We start from the raw sequence: 22905 nt of genomic DNA on the forward strand, positions 1-22905 counted from the left end.
AGTCCCGGCCATCAGGTCGGGAAGGAAAGTATCTCCATGTCCAGAGTTGCGAAGCGGCACAGTGTGCTTCGCGTCTGCCTTGGCGGCGGTCAGGGCTTGGCCGTCGTGAGATCCGTTGAGGCCGGATGGGAAGCCGCCTCGTTCACGAGGGGAGGAGCCACGAACCCGATCAATGCGTTGGGGGGACGGGCATCGACATCCTGGTATGCGGGGCCTGGTGGTCCATCCCGCCGCGCCCTACGGCCACCGCCGAGTATGGGGCGACATGTGCAAAGCGCTCGGAGAGACCTCGCCGCTCCGCGGCATGTCCTCGCTGAACTATGGGACACGGCAGCGCTAGACCGCTTACGCGGCAGTGCACTGCTTGCAAGGTGACCTTGCTGCGCACCCACCTCGTGGACGTGGGGCTGTAGGGCGGATCTGGTCCATCTGCACCGCACCACCCGACTGGACCTCGCTCTGGTCCATCACGCCGAACTCCCCGCTGATCTCAGGCATCTGCTGGAGCACTGCGACTACCGCGTGGCCAACACACTCGAAGAGATGGCGGCGCTGCACCCACCCAGTTCTTCCCTCCGCCTGAGACGCCTGCAAGGCCACTCCGGCGCGGGTTGAGTCCCTCCCCGCCGCGAGGCTGGAGGGGACCGCACAAGGCACTCAGTCTTCAAGTATTGCCACACTTCAGCCTGATTTTATCAGCCGATAAAGTGAGTTGATCTGATGTAGAATCAAGTTGCTCGCTAGAACAATGCATGGGCAGGGGACAGATGCTGGCGGTGGATGTCAGACAGGGGCTGCGTCAGGGGCGCACGGTCGCGCAGGCAGCCTCCCGTACCTGGCGCTACTCGGCGCAGACGATCGCGCAGCACGGTGACTTCCTGCTTGCCTTCGTCGACGGGGGCGTCTGTGTCGGGGTGTTCGAGATCCTCAGCAGTACCCCCGACACCGCCGAGGGCAGCAAGTACGTCTTCGACCTGGCCCCGGCCGCCCGCTTCCAGTGGGCCCTGGGGGACAGGCTTCCGATGCCCCCGGGGCGCAATCCCGCGCGCATCCTCACCGGTCAGCATCTGCGGGCTTTCCTTGACGCAGACCCCAACTATGCCCGCCACACCGGCCAGGACTGAGCCGAGGGGAATCCATACCGACATGGCCAGCACGCCCGATCCCGTGGAAACCCTGCTGAAGTCGGGGCCGCGCCGCACCACGCTGCCGGAACCCGCGCAGCGGGCACGCCTGCGTACCGACTACGGCCTGAGCCAGGCCGAGATCGCCGAAGCCCTCGGCGTGGCCCGCAACACCGTCGCCGGCTGGGAAGCCGGCCGCAGCGAACCACAAGGCGCCACACGGGCTGCCTACGCCCAGCTCCTGGACGGAATGGCCACTCAACTGGCCGCACGAGCCCAGGACATGCCCCCGGCGCACGACGCACAGACCGGCCAGGAAACGCCGGCGCAAACGACTGCCCAGCCCCTGCCGGCTCGACCAGAGCCCGGCCCACGACAGCCCACCACGCCGCGCCCCCCGCGCACGAAAACTGCGGCGCCCCCCGAGACAGCTGCTGTCGACCCGCGCTTTGCTCATGGACCGCTGGCCGTACTGGACGGCGACGGATCCGCGTACTGCATGGGCGGACTCGTACTGGACTGCCCGGCCCCGGACGTGCCGTCCCTGGTGGAGTGGACACTCGCCGAGGCGGAACTCGGCGCACCCCGCCTGCACCGCAACGGCAAGGACGCCGATCCTCTGATCGTCCTGACCGCCGAGGCGGCAGCCCGGCTGGGTCTTCCTGCCGTGCTGGAGGACCGGCGGGGCCTGCGCCTGCCCGAGGACCACCCGGTGGTGCGTCAGATCGCCCGCGCGAAGTGGCAGTTGACCCGGCGCGGCTTCGGCCCCTGGGCGCGGATCTACCGTCCCGCACAGGGCGGCCGCCGCCAGTGCGTGCAGCTCGCCGTCCTGCCCTGGGACGCGCTGGACACCCGCGCGTGGGGGAGTGCCGCACAGATGCCGCCTGCCGAACTCGCCCAGACTCTGGGTGACTACGCGAAGCGCGTGATCACCCCACGTGGCTCGGCGGCTGTCTCAGGCCTGGAACTGATGACCACGCTGCGTCCGCCCACCCGCCCGGTCAAGGACGAGACGACCGGCACCTGGGTATCGGGCCCGAACCCCGGCGCCCTCACCGCCGCAGTGGACCCAGCGCCACCGGAGGCCCCCGACGAGCACCCCGTGGTCGCCGCCCTGTACCCGCGCGGATATCAGCGCACCCCGGCCGAGGTCCTCGATGAGGAAGCCTGCGAATGGACCAGGGACCCGGAACTGCTCACGGATGCCGAATGCGTCAGGCCGTTCGCGGTGGGCATCGACGTCAACATGGCGTTCGCGGCGGCCGCCAACCGGCTGTCCGTCGGCCTCGGCGCACCGGTCCATTTGAACGCTCCGGCCTTCGACAAATCCCTGCCCGGCAGCTGGCTCGTGGACCTCTCCCACATCGACTTCGATGCACGACTGCCCAACCCGTTCACCCCGCACGGCACCCGGCCACAGGGACCGGCCTGGTACGCGACACCCACAGTCGCCTACGCCGCCGAACTCGGCCACACCGTCACACCGCTCGAGGCATACGTGCGACCCGAGGCCGGCTCGTACCTGGACGCCTGGTACACCCGGCTCCGCGACGCCTACATGACCACCATGGAGCAACTCGGCGTCACCTCCAACCTGCCCGAGGCGGACTTCCTCGCCGCGATGGAACATCACAAGCACACCGACCCCGCCCAGGCCGCCGTACTCTCCGCCATCAAAGCCACCGTGAAGGGCGGCATCGGCAAGCTCCGTGAACGCCCGCAAGGCGCCGGCTACCGGCCCGGCCAACGCTGGCCGGCACTGGAACGCCCCACCTGGCGGCCCGACATCCGCGCCGCCGTCATCGCCGCGGCTCGCATCAACATGCACCGCAAGATGCTCAAAATCGCCGACGGAGCCGGACTGTTTCCCATCGCGGTCCTCTCGGACTGCGCCGTCTACCTGTCCGACGGACCCAGCCCGCTGGACTTCCTGCCGCGCACTCCGGAAGACAAACCACTGCCCGGCGGCTTCCGCCTCGGCGTCAGCCCCGGCATGGTCAAACACGAAGGCACCCAGCCCCTGATGTGGGCCGTCAAGATGCTCGACGAAGGCCACAACCCCGCCCGGCACATCAAGGGCACCGACGCCGCCGCGGGCGGAGAGTAGGACACCGCGATGGGAGTCTTCGGCAACAGCCTCGACAAAGCCACCACCAACACCTTCACCCGCCCCGCGCCCAAGTCCGCCCAAGCGCAGATGAAGTTCCTGGTCAAAACCCTCAAAGGAACCCGGGCCGCAGCCGAACGCCTGGGCATCTCCCAACGCACCGTCGAGCGCTACCTCACAGGCCAGATCAAGCAACCCCGCCCAGACCTCGCCACCCGGCTCGCCACGGAGACACGCAAGAACTGGCAGCCCCGCGTACGCGAGCGGGCCAAGAAGAAGGCCGCCACCATCGATGGCATCGTCATCGAAACCCGCGCACGGTTCGGCTTCACCGCCGCCCCCGGCACCACCGACGACGCCCGTATCCGCCTGATCACCCAGCACCTCCCTCCCGCCTACGCCGCCCGCCTCTTCGACGCCCACGCCGCAGGCGCGAGCGACCAGCAGTTGCAGGGCATCGCCGCCGAGGGCTTGCAGGAGATCTACTTCAAAGACCACGGCCACCGCGCCCCCGGGCTACAGGTGGAATTCACCGACATCGACTACGTCGAACTCGACTTCTGAACACCCGGCACGCAAGGACCAGCGCGGCTACGCGTTGAGCCGAAGCACGGTAGGTGCCACAAAGGCAGGGTCGTTGTCACTCGGCGTTGTTGTCGGCAGGCGCGCGCGGGGTGCCGGACCGAGGTCCTCCAGCGCAGGCCACCACTGCCGTCGCTGCGGCGTTGAGGAAGAGCGTGAACACCGAGGACTTGTCCACCGCGTCGATGCGGCCGATACGGAGAAGCTCTTCCCCTGCCTGCTCGAGGATGCCGACGGTGGAGGCAAGGCCCTCGACGGTGTGGCCACGCCTCACGGTGTGGCGCGACCGAACCCGGTAGGTATGCGCGAGCCGGTCGGCGGGGACCAGGCCGTCCCAGACGACGAAGGCACCCCCTGCGGTCAAGGCGTCGCGTGCGGGGCCACATGCCGCGGTCTGCTCGCCGAGCATGTCGGCGAGGTCGTCGCGCGTCACGCCCTCGGCCTGGTGACAAGAAGGCGGCTGATGGAGCGTCTGTGACAAGTAGCCCGCCTCCCAGGTGGCAACCAGGCTGCTTCGGCCCGATTTTTCTGCCAGCCTATCCAGCTCCACCAGTGACAACTATCGAGCCTTGGCACACGCGTGTGAGCTGAATCTTGTGATGGGGCAGTTTCGAGAACAGCAGGAAGCGGCGGAGCAGCGGTCATCGCGGACGGCCAGCTCCTCTGGCTCACCCTGCGTATCGTCTCCGGGCCGAAGGGCGCCAAGGGCTTCGTCGTCTTGCCCCGCCGCTGGAAGGTCGAGCGCACGATCCCTGGTCCATGAATGCCCGCCGCAACGCACGCGACTACGAACGCCTGGCCCAGCACTCCGAAGCCCACCTGAACTGGGCACTCATCACCATGACCCGGCGCCTGACTCACAAGAGCCCCCGCACCGACATGTTCGCGCAAATTCGAAACACGCCCTCCGGAAGAGGCGAAGCCCGCCTCCGGCCAGGCACGCCGAAACCCCGGCGCCAGGAGGCCCTGTCCGCAGCTCCCGGGGGTCTGCCCTCTCTGACGGGGAGCTGCCCGCCCGCCACGTGCCGTGCCGGGCGGGCAGCCGCTGCCGGCTCACTCCCTGTGGTCGGGCAAGCGCCAGGAGACCTCGTCGTCGTCCTGGTGGTGCCAGGCGGCCAGGACCTGTGAGCGGACCAGCCGGTCAAGGAGGTCCTCCAACTGCTGGGGCGATTGCCCGCATTGGCGGGTCAGAATATCCAGGTCGGCGCGGCCCGCCTCGGCGGAAGTGTGAGAGGCCAGCACGAGCGTGGTCAGCTGCACGGCCGGGGACATGGCGGGCGGAACGGTCAGTGGGGCGGGGTGCAGCGCCCATTGGGCAGCGCGGACACGGGCGGTGCGCCCGGGAGCCTGGGCGAGCACGGCGGCATCGAGCAGCTGCACCTCCAGGCAGGAGTGCCTCCTGGCCGGGAGGTGCAGCCAGCCGGCGTGCTCCAGCTCATGCCACAGTTCCGTGCGGCCGCGCAGCCGCATCCCGCGCAGGAAGCCGTCCGGCAGCCGGACACGTCCCTGGCTGTCGGCGCGCAGCGCGCACTGCAGGGCCAGCAGCCGGACGGCGGACGAGGAGAACCGGGGCAGCGCGGCAGCCAGATAGGTGAGCATCTCCCGCACCCGCTGCTGCTCGCCCGGCCCGTACGGCGGCGCGCTGCGCTCAGGGGCCGGCCCGCCGGAAGCGGACTGTGCGCGGCCGCCGCTCAGCAGCGTGGGGGGCACGATGGCGGTATGACTCATGGCGGCTGCGCACGCGGCGCAGGCGTCGGCCAGCCGCCACGCGCGGCCGCCGCGGTCACGGGTCAGCGCGAGGAGTACCGGTCCTGCGCAGCCGCGGTGACGGGGGTGCCAGTGGCAGCCCCGCGCTCGGCACTGGCAGGTGCGCAAGTGCCCGGGCAGTGCGTCGGTGCGGGCATGGCGCGCCAGATGCGTCAGGGCGGCCGAGCGCGCGGAGGCGGCCTGCAGCGGGCGGCTGCGCGGGGCGCAGCGGGGGCAGGCCAGGGCCGGCCCACCCGTGTGCGGGCGCAGTTCCACCGTCCAGATGCGCTGCACCGCGGCATGCGTACTGGAAAGCCGCATGGGCTCGTCGCCCTCCCATCCGATCCGCGCCCCGGGGGCGCCGTGTGCTCCCTGCCGGCAAGCGGGGGTCGGAGCGCACCGTAGTGCAGACTTCTGCACCACTGCAGCGGCCGGGACCGCAGCGCTCACCTGCGCAGATAGTGCAGATGTCTGCACTGACAGGGCAGGGTCCTGCACCGTCGGATGGTCGAGTGACGATCTTGCCGCCCGACCCCGACCTCACCGCCCTGCGCGTGACGCTGGCGCGGCTGAGGAACGAGCGCGGCTGGACCTTCGATGAACTCGCCAGCCGCAGCGGCCTGGCCCGGCGCACCCTCATCGACCTCGAACACGGCCGCACCACCGGCAGCGTCACCACCTGGCATGCCCTCGCCCACACCTTCGACGTCCCGATCGAGCACCTGCTGGGCACCCTCTGCGACAACCACACCCCGCCCGGCACCCCGGCCTCCTGACCGCGCTACACCCGCTTGCGCACCGCTCGCGAATCACCCGAACCGGCGAGCACGCACCGAACACCCAAACGCCAACCAGGGCAGACGTTCGGTACGACTGGGCCGCCTGGGGGACACCGCCCGGTCCATCCCCGTCATCGCGGGGTGTCGCCTGGCACGGTCCCCGACATGCACCCCAACACCCTCTCCACCGGCTGCCACTGGGACGGCAGCCCCCGCACCGCGCACCCCCGGCGCCCGCTGCGAGTGACCGCCGCCAGCCCAACCCGCCTGCTGCGCGCCGGCCAGAGCGGCCGCTGCCGCCGGTGCGGCAACCGCATCGACATCTACCAGCGCACCGACCAGCGGCCCATCGCCCTGCATCCGGCCGAACTGGCCACAGCCGACGTCCCCGAACCATGCCGCTGGCACCTGAGCAGCGGCATCGCCTACCCGCACGGCGACGGCAGCACCTGGTGCCGCATCCCGCACGCCGTGCTATGCCCGGACAGCACCCCCACCACCCGGACCGGCCCGCACATCGAAGCGGTACGCCGCCAACTCGCCGTCCGCACCCGACGCCTCATCGACACAGGCGCCTTCACCCCCAGCCTGCCCGCCGCCTGCAAACAGCCCACCGGCAGTGACCGCGCCACCCTGCCCGTCGTGCAACTGCTCCTGGGCCACTACCTCGCCGACGCACCCATCGAGGACGTCCGGTGTGTGGCCCAGACCCGGCACCGCAATCGCTGCCCGCATCCCGTGCTCGCCCCCAACACCCCCCAAGGAAAATGGACGCTGCTGCCCGCGAGCCCGCAGCGCGGCCAACTCGCCCTGCCCGCCGGGCTGATGGCCGTCTACGACCTCAGCCGCCTGCCCTACGCCGAGCAGCTGCGCTGGCGCACCCAACGCTGCCCCGACCATGCCGCAGCCCCGGGCGCCGCCGACCTTGCCCTGGCCGGATGGCAGGTCTTCGACGCTCTCCTGCACGCGGTGCACATCCACACCCGTCTCCCGCACTCCCCGGCCAGCCGTCACGGGGAGGTTTGAGCGGTGCCGCACCACGCGCTGGAAATCACCCTGACCCGGCCCCTCACCCCGGCCGAACTCCACGACGCCGCCCGCACGTGGCCGCTCGCGGCCAACCACGACGCCACCCGCCTGATCGCCCTCATGAGCGCCAAAACCCCAGGCAGAGCAGCCCGCCGCCTGCGCCACCGGCTCAACGAGCGGCTGCCCATCGACGTGATCACCACGCACTACCCCGACGCGAGCGGGCAAGTCCTGCTCAACGTCGCCTTCCCGCCCGCCACCCGCACCGCCCTCAAAGCTGCGGCCGACCGCGCGGGCCAAAGCCCCGAGCGTTTCGTGCAGCTGGCCCTCCGCCGTGCCCTGGCCCAGCACGCCAGCCAGGAAGCCGACCGGCTCGACCAGGCGGTGAGGCGCCTTCTCGCCCGCACCACCGCCACCCACTTTCTGTCGGCCGTGGGGCGCGCTCTTACCCAGACTCCCGGAGCACCGCAGCTGTGAACCCGACCGACGAACAGCGCGCCGCAGCAGACGCCTTCCACTCCGGCGACCACCTGGCCCTCCAAGCCGGAGCCGGCACAGGCAAGACCACCACCCTGGCCCTGCTCGCCCACGCCACCAAACGCCGCGGCCGCTACCTCGCCTACAACCGGGCCATCGCCCAGGACGCGACCGCGCGCTTCCCGTCCACCGTCATCTGCAAGACCGCCCACGCCTTGGCCTACGCCGCCGTCGGACACCGCTACACCCGCCGCCTCAACGCCCCCCGCCGCCCTGCCTGGCAGACCGGGCAGTCACTCGGCATCACGAAACCAGTCCGTATCGGGGAACGTGAACTGTCCCAGAAGGCCCTGTCGAACGCCACGCTGCGCACCGTGGCACGCTTCTGCCACACCGCCGACGTGGCGATCACCCGCCACCACGTGCCCCACATGCGGGGCCTCGAAGACACGGCCCTCCACACCCAACTCGCCGCCCACATCGTGCCGTTTGCCCGCAAGGCCTGGGCCGACCTGCAGCACCCACACGACGGCGCGGTTCGCTTCGAGCACGACCACTACCTGAAGATCTGGGCCCTCACCCAGCCGAAACTCGACGCCGACTTCCTCTTGCTGGACGAGGCCCAGGACACCAACCCCGTTGTCGAGCAGATCTTCCTCAACCAGCGCGGTCACGCCCAGCTGGTGATGGTCGGCGACTCCGCCCAGGCCATTTACGACTGGCGCGGCGCCAAAGACGTCATGACCGGCTTCGACGGCACCCAGCTCGCCCTGTCCCAGTCATTCCGCTTCGGCCCTCAACTCGCGGAAGAAGCCAACCGGTGGCTGGCCATCGCCGACGCCCCGATCCGCCTCACCGGCACCGCGACCGTGCCCACCGAACTCGGCCCCCTCGCCCGGCCCGACGCCGTGCTGTGCCGCACCAACGTCGGCGCCATGGCCCAGGTCATGAAACTGCTGGCCACCGGCTACCAGGTGGCCCTGGTCGGGGGAGGAGACAGCCTGCGAGCCCTCGCCCTGGCCGCCCACGACCTCAAGGAAGGCCGCCGCACCACCCATCCCGAACTGGTCCTGTTCCCCTCCTGGGGTGATCTGCAGGACTACGCCACCCACGACCCGGCCGGACGAGATCTGCAGCCGCTGGTCGACCTCGTCGACACCCACGGCACCGACGCCATCCTCAACGCTGTTGCTCAACTCGTCCCCGAGCAGCGGGCTGAAGTGACCGTCTCGACCGCACACAAGGCCAAGGGCCGTGAATGGGGCTGCGTGAAAATCGCCGACGACTTCACCCCGCCCAAGGACAGCGACCAGCTGGACGATACCGGCCGCGCGGTGCCCGGACCGATCGACGACGGCGAAGCCCGCCTCGCCTACGTCGCCGTCACCCGTACCCGCCACCACCTCGACATCGGAGGCCTGTCCTGGATCGAGAATCATCCCGCCGCACCCCTGTCACCGTCGCCGCGGGCAGGGGAAGGACATACCTAGACCTTGCCTCACGGGGCGAGGCCGAATCGCCCCGGACTCCGGGCAGACTGCTTGCCGCTCGGCCCAGACCGCCACAGCCCTCCACCGAGCCCGCATGCAGTCGGTCTATGTGCGGTCCCACAGGGCATCAAGTTCCGCGCGCAGTGCGTTGTTCTCAGTTACCAGTTCGGCCCTGCTGCGCTGGTCTGCGGGCGGCGTCCGAGTGGAGCGGCGGGGCTCTGGGGAGCGGCTCTGTGCCGGGGGTTCGGCGAGAGGTTCCAGGGGCTTGAAGGCGACGATCACTGCGGGGTCCAGACCGCACTCCGGGCAGCGTGCTTTGTCGCAGCCCCCTCCATCGGGCCGTGGGCTCTTCCGGCAACGGGGTGCCTCGATGACGTGTCCGCAGTACAAGCGCAGCCGCCATAGCTGCAGTTCCCACGGAGGAGTCGCAGGCCCGAGGAGCTGGCGCATCCGCTCCCAGTGCTCCTCCGACCAGGGAGGGGCCTTGGCGAGCTGGCGTTGAATCCACTCATGCTCTTCCACAGCCTCGTGCTGTCGGCAGTGGTCGGCCTTGGCCAGCTTGTAGTCCGCCAAAGGCACGCCTTGGCGCAGATATTCGACCTCCATCTCGGTGAGGGTAGGCAGGCAGAGTCCCTCTTCTGGAACGAGTCTTCAGAAGCCACCCGTTCGGATGGCTCGCTGCCACAGAACTGCGCAAGACCGGGGAGGGCAAGAGACCGTTGGCTATGTACGGACCAGCATCAGCCTCTACGGTCGGTGAACGCGTGCCGACCACGGGGACACCGCTGGGGGAGTGGATGAGGAACGGGGAGAAGGCGCTGTCGGTCCTGGAGGCGCTGCGTGAACGTGAGCAGGCGTCCGAGCACGGCTGGGTGCTGGATGCGGAATTCCTCCCGCCGCAGCAGCAGAACGTCAACACCCTGGAGAACCAGGGCCTGGTGGAGCTGGCTGGCCGGGAGGACCGCGCGGAGCTGTCGGCATGGGAGGGCCGCACCGTGCGGTGGGCGGCCCGGCTGACCCCGTATGGCCACGACACTCTCACCTACGCCCAGTCCCGTCCCCAGCCCGCACCATCGCCCGGCGAGACGGACCCGGACCGGAAGCTGGTCGAACTCATCCCGTCGCAGATGACGGCGCTGCGCCTGTTCGTCCACCTCGCCGGCCGGCTGCGGGTGCTGCCCGCCGACGGGCTGGCCGAGCAGGTGCGCATAGCCCGGTGCGACCACGGGATCAAACGGTGGCAGTTGTACGTGACGCCGGAGCAGATCGAGTCGGTGGCGTACGGGCTGTGGCTGCACCGGATGACCGGATCCGCCGCGGAGGCCAACCGCTTCGGCCGCGAGTACGGCGTCATCCACCACCCCCGACTTGAGGACACGGTCCGGCCCGCAGCAGCGCCCGCGTGAGTGGTGTGACTTTCCGCCCCTGCGAGTGAACCCCCAGCAGAGCGCCGGGCGAGCCGTACTCCACGCCCGGTACGAAGATCACGAACTGTCCGTGATCTTCGAAGGGACCCGCGCCTTGCGCCTCACCCGCACCGCTCACACCGTCGCCATCACCCTCGCCGCACTCGGCTCACTGTTCACCCCCTTCGCCACCGCTCATGCCGCAGCCTCGCCCGGCGACACCGTGGCGATGCCCGTACGCGACGCGCTCCAGGCGCTGACCATCCAGGACGAAAGCCGGGCTGGTTACGAGCGCAGCAAGTTCCGCCACTGGATCGACGCCGATCGCGACGCGTGCAACACGCGGCAGGAGGCGCTCCTCGAAGAAGCGGTCACCGCGCCGGAGCAGGGCTCGAGATGTGCGCTCACTGGGGGAGAGTGGTATTCGTCCTACGACGACAGGTACTTCACCGACGCCCGTGCTCTCGACATCGACCACCTGGTTCCGCTCGCCGAAGCCTGGGACAGCGGGGCTTCTGGCTGGACGGGGAAGGAACGTGAGGACTACGCCAACGACTTGGGCGATGCCCGCGCGCTGATCGGGGTGTCTGCGGCGAGCAACCGTTCCAAGGCCGACCAGGACCCCGCCACCTGGCTGCCGCCGGCCGAGGGCTACCGCTGCCAGTACGCCACGGACTGGGTAGCGGATAAGACCAGGTGGGGGCTTGCCATCGATCCCAGCGAGGAAGCCGCGCTCTCCGAGACCCTGAACCGCTGCCCGAACGTCCCGGTGGAAGTCACCCTCGCGCGATAGCCACCACAGTGATCACCTCGTAGCCCGCGGTGCACCCAGGAGCTCAGCCGGGTTCTGGCTTTTTGGTGCGCAGTGGCGGGCCGGGAACTCCCCCTCGTCCCAGCAGGCGGACCCGGTGGCGCGCTGAGCGGGCCGGCTCTGAGCAGAGTCGGCAGCGCCTGCCTGTGCGGGGCATCTTCTGGCCAGCGTCAGCCGTTCCTGGGCGCCCCTCCTGCAAGCCGGCCATCAGGAGGGGCAGTTGGGATTCCTTGAGGATGGCCGTGTCGTGTTCTTGCATGGTGAGGCTGAGCTGAGGGTCCCAGGAGTGGCGGTCACGGCGCCGTGGAAGGGCAGGCGGAGAGGGGCGCTCTGCCGTGTTGGGGTAGTCGTGCATGCTGCATGCTGCATGCGCCAGGGCCGGACGACGGGCGGATTTAACGCAAGGTTGACCTGTTTTCAGCCATCCTGAAGGCATCTGGCATACCTGCCTGGCAAACACCTCTCCCCGTCATGCACGGAACGTTACTCTGACCGCGCTGGCCTCCTGACAGGTGGTCAGCGGGTGGACCCGGGTGCGAGGTTCGTGCCATGAGGCGTAGCAGGCACTCGTGGCCGATGTTGAGCCGAGATTCGCCCCACTCAAGGACGCACGGGATGGGGCATGTTGGGGTAATCCGCTCGGCTTTTCACGGATAGGGCCATCCTCCGTGCGACGTTGCAACCTGCCCCGGCGCTTTCTGTCTGCGGGGCGGAGGCCTCTGCTCAAGCGACTCGCATGCAAAATAGGTCACACGAATACGACTTGTGAGACACATACGGTTATCTTCCCCTACGCTCGCTCATGACAGACGGTGAACGTCACGCTCAGGAGCAGCCTGCCGCACCAGGCGCTCCTGGAGTCCCAGATGCCCACCTGTCTCCACAGCGGCCCCGCCCGGTACCGCGTTTGCGTTCTCTCGGCGCCGTCGACCGGGGGCGCCCGTCACACACTGAGGTAGAGATGCGTACGGATTTTGGTGAACTCGTCATCGAGCAGACCATCGTGCATTCGGTGCCCGCTCGTGCGAAGAACGACCCCAGAGATTACACGGTCGAGCTCAGCGACGAGGCCAGCCCACTGTCGGACAAGGTCCAGAGCGCGCTGGAAAAGCGGCTGATCAAGATCTTGAACGCTCATGCCTGCTCGGTGACGGAGGACCCCGAACCCAAGTCCCCCCTCCCGGACTGGGTACGAGACTTCATGGCTGAAGAGCAAGATCTCGTCGACGTCTCCGGCCACCTGGCCCGGCACCTTCAGGACTGCCAGACGGCCGCCAACTCCCGCGGGCTGCTGGTGGTCTCCTTGGTCCGTCTGGCCAAGCAACGCGCCCTGCTGCTGGTGAAGTTGGAGCAGGAGACCGGCATGCAGGCCCGACGCATTGGCGGAGAAGGCAAGCGGACCTTCGACGTCCAGTTCTACGCCGACCTCCTGTTCACGGAGAAGGCCAACGTCTTCAAGCTTGCGCTCTTCACGGCCGATGGTGCCGAGGGAGACCTGCTGCAGGGGTGGGCCGCCGACCGGCAGCGCTCCAACCGGCGCATGGCCGGGTTCTTCCTGCACGACTTCCTGGGCTGCACGTTCACAGAAGACCCTGCCGAGGTAACCGGCAGATTCCACGACGTCGCTCTCAAGTGGGTCAACACCCGCCTGAGTGAGCCGGCGGATGCCCACACCCGCATCGAATACACCATGGCCATCCTTGCTGAACTCCAGAGCACCCCAGAGACCCTCAATCCCCGTGAGTTCGCCGGACTGCACCTCAAAGGCGACCACCGGATGGAGTTCATCACGCACCTTGCCGACAACGGCATCCCCGACCGTACCTTCGCCAAGGACACGGAACTCATCGACGCGCGCCTGCAGAAGATGCGGGTCGAATTCGCCAACGGCGCCTTCCTCGTCGCCCCGCTGGACGCCGTCGACGAGACCGTGACCTTCGAGGCCCTGGAGGACGGCCGCACTATGGCCGTCGTGAAGGGCGAAGTCACCGACGCCCGAGGCTTCGCACCGCCCGGCGGCCGCAGCAAGGCAACCCCCGCACAGACATCTGCAACCAGCCCCGTGGAAGACAGCCGTGCCACTGACGGTCAATGAGGCCTTCCACCGCTACGTCGCGGAAAAGCCCCGCATCCACGAGGCGGCCCAGCGCACCGCCGACCACATCCGCCGACGCGCTGCCGTTGCCCGCCTCGACTGCGAAATATCCCCCCGCTCCAAAGACGTGGGACGGTACGTCGCCAAGATCAACCGCAGGGGCTACACCGATCCTTGGAAGGACGTCACCGACAAGGCGGGGATACGGATCACAGTCCGCCATCCGCGCCTGTTCGACCCTGCTCTTCAACTCGTCAAAGACGCCTTCGACGTCGGCGACGACACCGTCCAGGACTACCGCACCATGCTGCCGGGACGCGAAGACCGCTTCGAGTATCCCAGGCTCCACGTCCAAGTCCCGGTCGTAGGCGACTACACAGATCCGGACGGCGACCCGTACGAGTGCGAGATCCAGATCCGCACCCCCGCCGTCGACGTCTGGGCCGACGACTTCCACCGCCTCGCCTACAAACCCCCTGGCAATCTGCAGGTCCCCTCCGATGTCAGTCGTGCGCTGTACCGTGCATTCGCCCTGGTAGAGCTGTACGACGCTGAGATCGGTCGGGTGAGGGAAGCGTTGGAGCAGCACCCCGACTTCACCCGCGGCAACCGGCTCCTTGCCGGAACGGAACGCATCTTCCGCACATTCGCCCAGCACCCCTTCGACAGGGAACTCTCCCACGAAGTCATCGAAGTGCTCCAACAAACCATCACCGAAGAAGTAGCCGACTACAACTACCGGCTGTTCGAGTTCGCCGAACAGCGGCGGGACCAACTGGAGCGCGCCTACGCCCAGTTCGGCCCGGCCAGCGCCCACTTCCTCGAGGACGGCCGATACATACTGGCCTCACAGCCGGAGAGCCTGATCATCTTCGAACGTCTCGCCCATGACAGCTACACCCTGCAAGACCGCTGGGCAGACGGACCGTTCGCCGACAGCATGCTCTACGAGATGGCAGAAGCCTGGGGGATAGACCTGTGACCCGACCGCCGCAGCCCGAACCCTCCGCTGTCGTGGCCGCCACCGCCATGTTCGTCGAAGTCCTGGTCGTCGGCATCGGTTTCCTCACCGGCCTGGGCATCCTGGCCACGGCCATCGCCGGCCCCGACAACACCCGACGGCTTGCTCCCGTGGCCGCAACCCCCCTCGCAGCCGGCGCAGCCCTCGCGTTCGCCTACGCTCTCGGCATCCTGATCGACCGAGCCGCCGACACCGCCCTTGCCCCCGCACGCCGGCGCCTGCGCATGCAGTCCTTTCCCACATCAAGCGCCTACGCCCAGGCACAGCTCAAACTGGCAGAGATCCCCGCCTGGGCCGCCCGGGCCGACTACGCGCGCTCCCGCCTGAGGGTCTGCCGAGGCTGGATCCTCGACAGCGCCCTGCTCACCCTGGCCACCGACCTGGCACTGTGGCGGTACCCCGTCGAGCACCGGCCCCTACTTCTTGCCACGGCAACCGCCCTGGGAGTTCTGACCACTGCCGGCTTCTACCTGTCGTGGCACACCATCACCGCCACCGGCTACTGCAAACTGGCCGCGCAGACCACACCCGCCACTGCGCAGACCGTGCCCTCCCAGCCCCCGGCACCCGCACCTCAGACCCCCTGACTGCGGCTCGGCACCCCGGGCCGTCCACGACATACGGGAGGGATGGACGCGACGGCGGTGAAGGGCGGTGAATGGCTGACAGAATCGGATAACGCCTCCCGCCACCGGACTGCCTCGCACCGCCCGGAGACTTCCTTGGACCCGTCCTTGCCCCCGGCGGCTGATCCGCAGCCGCTCACCGCCCAGGACCTGCACAGCCTAGGGTTGGACCTGAGCTCACCCCGCGTGCGGCGGCACAAACCCCTACCCCTGTATGAAGACCAGCAAGAGGCACTCCGCAGGATCCTCAAGCACCTCAACCGGCCCGGCACCCGCGGCCTGTACGTGGCGGCGACCGGCACCGGCAAGACCCTCGTGGCCAGCCGAGCGGCCCGTCAGATGGCGCGCCGACTGCTGTTCGTCGTCCCCACACTCGACCTTGCGGCGCAGACCGCCCTGGCCCTGCGCCGCGACGGCCACCGCGGCCCTCTCGTCATCGTCTCCTCCATGGACGCGGCCGCCCACAACGCCCTGGCCGCAGCACGCATCATCTCCGTCACCGACTACCGCCTCCTTGCCTCACTGCTCGCCGCCGTCGGCACGGGCCCGGACGCCCTGTCCGGTCTGGCGGTGGTGTGCACCTACGACTCCCTCGACAAGATCGAGAACACTCAGCACACCGCACACCAGGTCCCGCCCTTCGACCTGGCGGTCATGGACGAAGCCCACCGCATCGCGGGCCGGGCAGACAAAAAATGGGCCGCAGTCCACGACGCCACACGCATCCGCGCCGACCGCCGCCTCTACATGACCGCCACCCCCAGGATCTTCGCTGGCCCCGACCTGGCCGAGTCAGCCAACCTCACCCGCCCCCGCGGCCGACGACGCGCCACTGCGGGGGAGGAGACCGACGCCCGCGCCAACTCCATGGACAACACGGCGGTCTACGGCAGAAAGATCTTCGAATACCCCCTCGCGCGTGCCATCGAAGACGGCCGGGTCGCGGACTACCGCATCATCGTCCCCACCCTCACCGACGACGACCTGCGCACACGCCTTAATCTGCCCGCCCCCGGCAGCACCACCGGCAACGAGAACTCACCTGACACCGACGAAGCACTCCGCACCATCGCCCTGCACCTGTCCGTCCTCAAAGCGATGGCCGAGCACCAACAGCGCCGTGTCCTCGTCTACTTCAACCTGGTCGAGGACGCCAAACGCTTCGCCCGCGAACTGCCCCACACCCTGCGCAGCCTCCGCCACAGCGCCCCCGACCTGTGCCCCGACATCGACCCCCAACTCTTCTACGTCCACGGCGAGATGCCAGCCGACCAACGCGCCGAAACCTTCGCCCAGTTCGCCGCCGCCGACCGCGCCATCCTGACCAACGCGAAAGTCATCGCAGAAGGCGTCGACATCCCCAGCGTCGACGCCATCGTCTTCGCCGACCCCACCCGCAGCGTCATCCGCTGCGTCCAGGCCCTCGGACGCAGCCTCCGCCTATCCGTCAGCGGCAAAATCGCCAGCCTCGTCATCCCCGTCTACATCCCGCCAGGCACCGACCCCACCGACATCCTCGGCACCGCCTACGAACCCGTCTGGGCCATCAGCACTGCCCTGGCCAGCCACGACCACCGCATCCTCGAACGCCTCCCTGCCAAAGCCAACCGCCTCCCAAAAGAGATCAGCCAACTCATCCAAAACCGCTGGCACTTCGACTTCGCCGCCCACCCCGAACGCATCGCCCGCGCCCTCGACCTCACCTCCTTCAACCCACACGAAGCAGCCGCCTCACGATCCCGCCGCGCAGGCCTCGCCGCAGCCCAGGCCTTCCACGACGAACACCAGCACCTCAACGTCCCCACCGACTACACCGACCCCTACGGCTACGCCCTGGGCACCTTCATCACCACCATGCGCGACGCCCGTACCGCCGGACGTCTGGAAGCCGACTGGACCGCCGAACTCGACGCCCTGGGCATGATCTGGGACAAACACGACGCAGCCTGGCGCGCCCAGCTCACCGCTGCCACCGACTACCACCAAGCCCACGGCCACCTCGCCATCACTGCCACCGCCCCCACCGGCGCCTGGCTCGCCGAGCAGCGCTCTCTGGCCGCCCGCAACCAGCTCAACGCAGCCCGCCTGGCCGACCTCGAGGCCATCGACCCGGACTGGCAACTGCCGCACGGAGCGGACTGGCACCGCAAATACCATCTACTGCGCGCCCATCTGGCCGCCGGGAACGACCCCAATACCGTTCACCCCGACACCGTCCTCAATAGTGTCAAAATCGGCAGCTGGCTCAACCGCCAGCTCACCCGCTGGCGCACCCTTACGCCTGGCCAGCAGGATCTTCTCGCCAGGATCGGTCTGACCCCCGACACCCATCCCCTCACCTCAGCCCGCCGCCCCCGCCGCTCCTTTGCCCAGACCGTTCAGATCCTCGAGCTCTTCCTGCACCGCGAGCGCCGTGCCCCCACCGCCCGCGAGGAGATCACCGTCGATGGCGAGCACGTCAAGATCGGGCCGTGGCTCGCCAAGACCCGCACCAAGCACCGCGCCGGCCAGCTCCCTCCACAACAAGCAGCCCTGGTTGCGTCCCTGTTCGACGGTGACTGGACCGGCGAATCCACACCGACCGCAGACTTCCCCTAGCCGGTCAGTACCAAAGGCTTGAAGGCCTGGGAACTTCGATGACACTCGCCGACCCGCAAGTCTTCAACGGTGGACACGCGCGGTGGTGGTGTGGCGTGAGCCCACGGCCTGACTGTCGACGACTTCAACTCTTATTCGGGGAGGGGCGGGTGCGGCGGTGGCTTGCCACGCGCTCCCGTGTCGCGCAGCGGCCTGAACAGTAGCGGCGGGGCGCTCCGCTGCCGCCTGTGACGTAGACATTGGTGCAGCTCGGCGAGGCGCATACGCCGCCGGGGAGACGCTGGCGGTCCCAGATGAGGACGGCCATGGCCATGCAGGAGGAGGCGAGGAGCCACTCCGCCCACGGTGCGTCGTCATCGCTGTCGAGATGGATGTGCCACGGAGTGCGACCCCTGTGAGAGGTGAGACGGGCTGGACCGGATCCCTCCGCAAGGAGCCGGTTCAGACGGGTCGCTGCCGCGTCGACATCGGGGGAAGCGAATACGTCGCGCAGGGAATCCGCCACGATGCGCATCTGTTTCACGTCCTCGCTGGACACTTCCAGCGGGTCGGTCTCGCCGTGTTTGCGCAGCACGGCTGCGACATTCTCCGGTGTGGGCTTCCCGGCTGTGAGGAGGTTGACGAGTGCGGCGGCTCGCTGAGCGGTCCGCAGGACGGAGTGGCGGGTGTACCACTCGCCCTTGGTGTCCCTGCCGTCCTTGGGCTTGTCCTGGGGTGCGTTCTTGGTGAGCACGTTGAGATTGTAACGCTCATGGAAAGATTTGACGTTACCGTGTAACGTGAAATCTATGATCAGTCGTTACAAGTTACCGCTCTACATCGCCGGGGCTGCAGCTGCGCGTACCGGTGATGAGATGTCAGGTCCGGCTCTGCTCCTGGTGGGTATAGCAGTCACTGACTCTGCCTCAGCGGGGTCGGCGCTCCTGTCAGGGATCATGATCTCGGCAGCGGTCGGTGGCCCTGTCTTCGGAGCCATGCTCGACAGGGCGGCAGTGCCGGGGCGGTTGCTGACCGGAGCCCTGGCTGCCTATTCCGCGGTGCTCGTAGTGATCCTTCTGATTTTGGGGCGTCTTCCGCTGCCCGTCGTCATCGCGACAGCCGTATTCGGCGGGCTGCTCGGTCCCGCGCTGGCTGGCGGATGGACCTCGCAGCTTCCACGGCTGGTGGAGTCCGACAGGCTGCCGCGGGCTAATGCGCTCGACGCGATGACGTACAACCTCGCGAGCTTGACGGGCCCTGCCCTTGCGGGAGTGGCCGCCATACTGGCTGGTGCCACGGCTGGCGTCGTTGCGGCAGTCGCACTGATCGTTCTCGCGCTGCCGGTCGCGTGGACGCTGCCCAAGAACCCCGCTGCGTCACGTCAGGGCTCGCAGACCTCGGTTACCGCCGACTTGATCTCCGGCTTCAATGCCATCGTGCGTGCCAGATTCCTGGCCCGCGCCACGGTCACATCCGTGATCTCGTACATCGGTGTTGGCATGCTTGTCACGAGCAGTCCCCTCCTGGGCGAGGAGGCGATGGGCACGACGAACTCCGGTACCTTTCTTCTGGCTGCACTCGCGGCCGCGTCCCTTGCCGCGAACGCCCTGTTGGCACAGCGCCCTAATGCGCTGCGCCCAGATGAGACCGTGCTCGGCAGCACGCTGGTGCTCGCCGTCGCGCTCCTTCTGGCTGCCACGGTCTCACCAGTACCGCTCTTCTTGGCAATGGTGCTTGCCGGAGCGGGTGCGGGGCCGCAATTGACCGCACTGTTCGCGGTGCGTCACCGCGAGGCGCCAGAGCGGCTGCGCGGCCAGATTTTCACCACGGGGGCGAGCTTGAAGATCACTGGTTACGCCGTGGGAGCGGGCATTGGCGGGCCGATCGCCACCTGGTCGCTCTCCGGCGCACTTGTCGTGGCCGCCGGTTTCGAGATCCTGGCTGCGATGAGCTTCGTGGCCCTCACGACGGCCGGCCGAGGGCGGGGATCACGACTGCCGCAGGTCACCGCACCACCGAAGGAGGAGGGAGCGGCTGTCTCATTGGGCAAGCGCGTCGATCAGCCCCTGGACAAGCGGGGTGACGACCTCGGGAGCCTCTAAGTGCAGGAAGTGGCCGACGCCTGCGACAGGCACGACGTTGAACCGAGTGCCGTATCTTCGGCGCACCTGCCGCGACAAGGTGCCGGCCGCACACACGACGGTCACCGGGACCGCCGTCGCGGCGAGGGCTTTCTGCATGTCCCAGTAGAGAATCGATCGGTATAGGGCCAAACCGAAACTGGCGTCGAGAGGGGAACACAAGGTGGCCAACTCGTCGCGGGTCAGGCGGTCATGGGCGAGAACGAAACCGTCCAGCATACGCAGTGCGGCGGCGCCGAAGTCTTCGCAGTCACCGGCCAGCGGTTCCAGAAGCCTGGTCGCAGCGGCTTCATTCTGCCTCTCGTACACCCCCAAGTGGATGAGTCCGTCAAGGGAGATGACGTGCACGACACGCTCGGGCTGTCGGCACGCGACCTCGATGGCCACTGCGGCACCGAGTGAATGCCCGACGATCACGACGGGCCCGGCCGGGACACGTGCCTTCATCAGGGCCACGACAGAGTCAGCCAGTGCCCCGACCGTCGGCGGCCCGGCCAGCAGGCCTGCGGGACTGTCCCCGTGCCCGGGCAGGTCGAGGTCTATGGTGCGGTAATGCCGGGACAGCGCCGGCAGTTGGTGTTTCCACTGGCGACGCGAGCATGACCATCCGTGCACCAGCAGGACCGTGACAGCGCTGCCCGAGCCCGGACCGCTGTCGCCGTGGCTGAGGAGCGCGTGCTGTGACGCGGGGAAGAAGCCTACGTGTCCACGCATTGGCCTCACACCCACATGCCCACGGGCTCGGCGAGGCCATCGGGAACGTCCTGCAAACGTGCGATGACGGCTTTCGCCCGGGCGGTGAGCGGCTTGACGCTCAGGACCTGCGGGATCGCCTCCGTGCCTCGTGTGAGCTTGGCGTGGTCACCCCCTACGCCGTACTCCAGGTGCTGTGTGTCTGGGTCTGAGCAGGCGAAGGCGATGGGAAGGCGGTAGACGACAACGGAGTATGTGTGGAGCCGGTCACCCACCTCGTAGTCGAAGCCGCAGTGGAATCCGTACATGCGGCCTGCGTAGTGCACCCACATGCTCATGGCGAAGAGTCGACCGTCGAGCTCGGCCGTGAAGACTGAGGTCCGAGTGTGCTCCGCTATGGCCGAGAACCATCCCGCCATCTGCTCGAAGGTGGACTGCTGGCCGTATTTGAGTTCCAGGTTGTGCGCGAGCTGCGCCAGATTCTCAACGTTGGAGTCGTCCATGAGCTGGTGTTCGGTCTTCACGCCGGCCTGGTCGAACCGCTTGAGCTCCCGGCGTATCTGGTTCCTCGTCTTCTTTTTCAGAACTTGGTCGAAGTACTCGTCATAGCTGGGGTAGTCGCTGTGGAAGACATGTCGGTTTGGTGCTGGTATCTCCACGAAACCTGCTTCGCGAAGGTCCGCGCGTAGCTCCGTTCTGGCGGCGTCGAGGTAGGGGTAGACGACGGAGGCGCTGCCCCAGCGGCGCCCCACAGCGATGCTCTCGGCGATCAGCGCTTGCCGGGCCGCCTGGGCCTCCTCGCGCGGCGTGCCGGGTGTGTCCAGGATCCGGGAGTTGAACCAGCCACCGCACATCAGGGATGGCAGCAGGGCTTCCTCGAGCTCTTCCTGGGCCAGATCGCTCCATGCAGGGTGCGACCGCATCATCTTGTCGGGGCGCACGATCACATCGTTGACCGCCGTGTCGAATTGCTGCAGCGTCACCCCCGCAGCCATGTGTCCGCCCTTCGTCACCGTCAGGCAGCTGTTTCCGGAGGGGACCCATGGACCGGATCCAGTGCGCTCGATCGCCAGCCACGTGGGATGGGCGAAGAGATCCGCCGTGCCGCACAGTCCTGCCCAGTCCTGTGACTGCTGCGCCTCGGCCAGGGAAAGAAGCTGGACGTCGCTCACTCTTGCTCCCGCATCATTGTCCGGTTCACTCGGTCTGTGCAGCGCTCGCGCATAGAGGGGGCGCCTGTTCTATGGCCTGGGCGGTCCCGCAGCGACCATGGCTCGCGCCTCGTCAAGCGTGGCGAGGTCAGGCAGCGCCTCCAGCCACCAGGTGGCGCCCCTTTCCTCGTACGCATCCAATGCGCCCAGCGGGACAGGGGCGTCGGCGCCCCTGGTGCGCCCGGTTACGACGATGTCGTAGCCGGGGGGAGGCGGCTGGGACGGGAAGGTGAGTCGCACGGCCCGGGACAGGTCCTGCGGGCTGAGCGGGCGGGCATTGTCCCAGGGCATCCGTACCGGGAACAGGCCGTCGTGGCTCGCTGCTCGCCGGAAGGGGCGGCGGGGCTGCCGCACGCTTCGTTCTGCCGATCTGCGTCCGCCGCCTCCGGCCGATGCCCCTGTGGCTGCCCGCTCTGCGTCCGGATCGTCGTACTGGATGGCGCCCGCGACCCAGATGGGCGGCGTGGGGGAGGGCGCAGGAAGGAATGCGGGAGCGTCAACTTCCATCGTGCGGAGGGATGCCGGCTGGTTGTCGGGCGGCTGGCGCCAGTGCACCGGCTTGCCCTCCCAGAAGAGCTTCAGGAGTTCCAGGCCGTCGTCGAGTGCTGCGGCACGTTCGGCAGACGTGGATGGTTCCCAGGTGGAGAAGTCGTACTCGGGTGGCCTGCCGAGCCCTACCCCGACGACAAGTCGCCCCTGGGACAGCTCCTGGAGGGCGGCTGTCTCCCGGGCGACCTTCCACGGGCGTCGGCGTGCCAGAGGTGTGACGAGCGCGCCGATGTGACGGAGACCATCTGCTGCGGTGGCCGCAGCAATCGAGGCCAGTGCGATCTGTGGGTCCACTACCGAGATATCGTCCGCGACGAAGAGGTGGTCCCAGATGAAGAAGCCGTCCCATCCTGCTTGCTCGGCGTCTCGGGCAAGGCGGGTGAGAGCGGTCACGGAGCCGTACTCCCAGCAGTTGGGAACATAGATGCCGTACTTCATGCC

21 protein-coding genes and 1 pseudogene are annotated in these 22905 nt (G+C 68.3%); 15 read left to right on the forward strand and 7 right to left on the reverse strand.

The genetic code is table 11. The features are described 5' to 3' along the window. Nucleotides 1–752 precede the first annotated feature (752 nt). Genes ACFYPC_RS34440 through tpg form a run of 3 tightly spaced genes read left to right on the forward strand, consistent with a single transcriptional unit; the run spans nt 753 to nt 3795 of the window. Nucleotides 753–1124, forward strand: coding sequence for a hypothetical protein (locus ACFYPC_RS34440; RefSeq protein WP_391891101.1), 372 nt, complete (start codon nt 753–755; stop codon nt 1122–1124). A 22-nt stretch (nt 1125–1146) separates the two neighbouring features. Beyond that, entirely contained in the window at nt 1147–3231 is a 2085-nt protein-coding gene (tap, locus tag ACFYPC_RS34445; protein WP_391891103.1) for a telomere-associated protein Tap, read from the forward strand. 9 nt (nt 3232–3240) lie between these two features. Further along, nucleotides 3241–3795, forward strand: a complete 555-nt coding sequence (gene tpg, locus ACFYPC_RS34450; protein ID WP_391891105.1) for a telomere-protecting terminal protein Tpg — start codon at nt 3241–3243, stop codon at nt 3793–3795. Nucleotides 3796–3871: 76 nt separating this feature from the next. On the opposite strand, the gene ACFYPC_RS34455 is transcribed toward tpg, so the two are convergent. Continuing rightward, complete coding sequence (locus ACFYPC_RS34455) at nt 3872–4246, reverse strand: hypothetical protein (RefSeq protein WP_391891107.1); 375 nt, start codon at nt 4244–4246, stop codon at nt 3872–3874. Nucleotides 4247–4480: 234 nt separating this feature from the next. On the opposite strand from ACFYPC_RS34455, the pseudogene ACFYPC_RS34460 reads away from it, so the two are divergent. Further along, nucleotides 4481–4683: pseudogene (locus tag ACFYPC_RS34460) on the forward strand (IS5/IS1182 family transposase); the annotation flags it as partial. Nucleotides 4684–4866: 183 nt separating this feature from the next. On the opposite strand, the gene ACFYPC_RS34465 reads toward ACFYPC_RS34460, so the two are convergent. Beyond that, entirely contained in the window at nt 4867–5880 is a 1014-nt protein-coding gene (locus ACFYPC_RS34465) for a hypothetical protein (RefSeq protein WP_391891109.1), read from the reverse strand. A 191-nt stretch (nt 5881–6071) separates the two neighbouring features. On the opposite strand from ACFYPC_RS34465, the gene ACFYPC_RS34470 reads away from it, so the two are divergent. The 4 genes from ACFYPC_RS34470 to ACFYPC_RS34485 all read left to right on the forward strand — a co-directional run bounded on the left by ACFYPC_RS34470 (nt 6072) and on the right by ACFYPC_RS34485 (nt 9334). Further along, on the forward strand, nt 6072–6335 hold the full coding sequence (locus ACFYPC_RS34470) for a helix-turn-helix transcriptional regulator (protein WP_391891111.1): 264 nt from the start codon (nt 6072–6074) through the stop codon (nt 6333–6335). Between the two features lie 168 nt (nt 6336–6503). After that, on the forward strand, nt 6504–7364 hold the full coding sequence (locus tag ACFYPC_RS34475; RefSeq protein ID WP_391891113.1) for a DUF6083 domain-containing protein: 861 nt from the start codon (nt 6504–6506) through the stop codon (nt 7362–7364). 3 nt (nt 7365–7367) lie between these two features. Then, nucleotides 7368–7844 carry a hypothetical protein gene (locus ACFYPC_RS34480; RefSeq protein WP_391891115.1) on the forward strand — a complete coding sequence of 159 codons (477 nt, stop codon included), beginning with the start codon at nt 7368–7370 and terminating at the stop codon, nt 7842–7844. Next, entirely contained in the window at nt 7841–9334 is a 1494-nt protein-coding gene (locus tag ACFYPC_RS34485) for a UvrD-helicase domain-containing protein (RefSeq protein ID WP_391891117.1), read from the forward strand. Before ACFYPC_RS34480 ends, ACFYPC_RS34485 begins: the two co-directional genes overlap by 4 nt. 105 nt (nt 9335–9439) lie before the next feature. Here the strand turns inward: ACFYPC_RS34485 and ACFYPC_RS34490 are convergent, their stop codons facing one another. Continuing rightward, nucleotides 9440–9940 carry a hypothetical protein gene (locus ACFYPC_RS34490; RefSeq protein ID WP_391891119.1) on the reverse strand — a complete coding sequence of 167 codons (501 nt, stop codon included), beginning with the start codon at nt 9938–9940 and terminating at the stop codon, nt 9440–9442. Between the two features lie 158 nt (nt 9941–10098). On the opposite strand from ACFYPC_RS34490, the gene ACFYPC_RS34495 reads away from it, so the two are divergent. The 6 genes from ACFYPC_RS34495 (at nt 10099) to ACFYPC_RS34520 (ending at nt 17891) form a co-directional block, all read left to right on the forward strand. Further along, a complete protein-coding gene (locus ACFYPC_RS34495) occupies nt 10099–10740 on the forward strand; it encodes a DUF6417 family protein (protein ID WP_391891121.1) in 642 nt (213 codons plus the stop codon). A 229-nt stretch (nt 10741–10969) separates the two neighbouring features. Then, nucleotides 10970–11533 (forward strand): HNH endonuclease family protein, encoded by a 564-nt coding sequence (locus tag ACFYPC_RS34500; RefSeq protein WP_391891155.1) that lies wholly within the window; start codon nt 10970–10972, stop codon nt 11531–11533. Nucleotides 11534–12512: 979 nt separating this feature from the next. After that, on the forward strand, nt 12513–13646 hold the full coding sequence (locus ACFYPC_RS34505) for a nucleoid-associated protein (protein WP_391891123.1): 1134 nt from the start codon (nt 12513–12515) through the stop codon (nt 13644–13646). After that, the gene (locus tag ACFYPC_RS34510) at nt 13627–14628 is read left to right on the forward strand and encodes a hypothetical protein (protein WP_391891125.1); all 1002 of its coding nucleotides are present in this window, start codon (nt 13627–13629) and stop codon (nt 14626–14628) included. The genes ACFYPC_RS34505 and ACFYPC_RS34510 overlap by 20 nt, the downstream gene beginning before the upstream one ends. Next, nucleotides 14625–15254 (forward strand): hypothetical protein, encoded by a 630-nt coding sequence (locus tag ACFYPC_RS34515; protein WP_391891127.1) that lies wholly within the window; start codon nt 14625–14627, stop codon nt 15252–15254. The genes ACFYPC_RS34510 and ACFYPC_RS34515 overlap by 4 nt, the downstream gene beginning before the upstream one ends. A 135-nt stretch (nt 15255–15389) precedes the next feature. Next, nucleotides 15390–17891 carry a Helicase associated domain protein gene (locus ACFYPC_RS34520; protein ID WP_391891129.1) on the forward strand — a complete coding sequence of 834 codons (2502 nt, stop codon included), beginning with the start codon at nt 15390–15392 and terminating at the stop codon, nt 17889–17891. A 124-nt stretch (nt 17892–18015) separates the two neighbouring features. Here the strand turns inward: ACFYPC_RS34520 and ACFYPC_RS34525 are convergent, their stop codons facing one another. Then, complete coding sequence (locus ACFYPC_RS34525; protein ID WP_391891131.1) at nt 18016–18624, reverse strand: CGNR zinc finger domain-containing protein; 609 nt, start codon at nt 18622–18624, stop codon at nt 18016–18018. A 55-nt stretch (nt 18625–18679) separates the two neighbouring features. Between ACFYPC_RS34525 and ACFYPC_RS34530 the strand changes: the two genes are divergently transcribed. Then, a complete protein-coding gene (locus ACFYPC_RS34530) occupies nt 18680–19972 on the forward strand; it encodes an MFS transporter (protein ID WP_391891133.1) in 1293 nt (430 codons plus the stop codon). Here the strand turns inward: ACFYPC_RS34530 and ACFYPC_RS34535 are convergent. The 3 genes from ACFYPC_RS34535 to ACFYPC_RS34545 all read right to left on the reverse strand — a co-directional run bounded on the left by ACFYPC_RS34535 (nt 19910) and on the right by ACFYPC_RS34545 (nt 22902). Further along, nucleotides 19910–20725, reverse strand: coding sequence for an alpha/beta fold hydrolase (locus ACFYPC_RS34535; protein ID WP_391891135.1), 816 nt, complete (start codon nt 20723–20725; stop codon nt 19910–19912). The genes ACFYPC_RS34530 and ACFYPC_RS34535 overlap by 63 nt on opposite strands. A 5-nt stretch (nt 20726–20730) precedes the next feature. Beyond that, entirely contained in the window at nt 20731–21876 is a 1146-nt protein-coding gene (locus ACFYPC_RS34540) for a GNAT family N-acetyltransferase (protein WP_391891137.1), read from the reverse strand. Nucleotides 21877–21945: 69 nt separating this feature from the next. Continuing rightward, nucleotides 21946–22902, reverse strand: a complete 957-nt coding sequence (locus ACFYPC_RS34545) for an LLM class flavin-dependent oxidoreductase (RefSeq protein WP_391891139.1) — start codon at nt 22900–22902, stop codon at nt 21946–21948. Between the last annotated feature and the right edge of the window lie 3 nt (nt 22903–22905).

Origin of the sequence: Streptomyces sp. NPDC005808, from assembly GCF_042871385.1 — a bacterium.
Lineage (GTDB): Bacteria > Actinomycetota > Actinomycetes > Streptomycetales > Streptomycetaceae > Streptomyces.

What these genes read in the sequence shown, in the direction of transcription:
- ACFYPC_RS34440 (WP_391891101.1), top strand. Translation starts at nt 753, where the DNA reads ATGGGCAGGGGACAGATGCTGGCGGTGGATGTCAGACAGGGGCTGCGT.
- tap (WP_391891103.1), top strand. Translation starts at nt 1,147, where the DNA reads ATGGCCAGCACGCCCGATCCCGTGGAAACCCTGCTGAAGTCGGGGCCG.
- tpg (WP_391891105.1), top strand. Translation starts at nt 3,241, where the DNA reads ATGGGAGTCTTCGGCAACAGCCTCGACAAAGCCACCACCAACACCTTC.
- ACFYPC_RS34465 (WP_391891109.1), bottom strand. Translation starts at nt 5,880, where the DNA reads ATGCGGCTTTCCAGTACGCATGCCGCGGTGCAGCGCATCTGGACGGTG.
- ACFYPC_RS34475 (WP_391891113.1), top strand. Translation starts at nt 6,504, where the DNA reads ATGCACCCCAACACCCTCTCCACCGGCTGCCACTGGGACGGCAGCCCC.
- ACFYPC_RS34490 (WP_391891119.1), bottom strand. Translation starts at nt 9,940, where the DNA reads ATGGAGGTCGAATATCTGCGCCAAGGCGTGCCTTTGGCGGACTACAAG.
- ACFYPC_RS34500 (WP_391891155.1), top strand. Translation starts at nt 10,970, where the DNA reads ATGCCCGTACGCGACGCGCTCCAGGCGCTGACCATCCAGGACGAAAGC.
- ACFYPC_RS34505 (WP_391891123.1), top strand. Translation starts at nt 12,513, where the DNA reads ATGCGTACGGATTTTGGTGAACTCGTCATCGAGCAGACCATCGTGCAT.
- ACFYPC_RS34530 (WP_391891133.1), top strand. Translation starts at nt 18,680, where the DNA reads ATGATCAGTCGTTACAAGTTACCGCTCTACATCGCCGGGGCTGCAGCT.
- ACFYPC_RS34535 (WP_391891135.1), bottom strand. Translation starts at nt 20,725, where the DNA reads ATGCGTGGACACGTAGGCTTCTTCCCCGCGTCACAGCACGCGCTCCTC.
- ACFYPC_RS34545 (WP_391891139.1), bottom strand. Translation starts at nt 22,902, where the DNA reads ATGAAGTACGGCATCTATGTTCCCAACTGCTGGGAGTACGGCTCCGTG.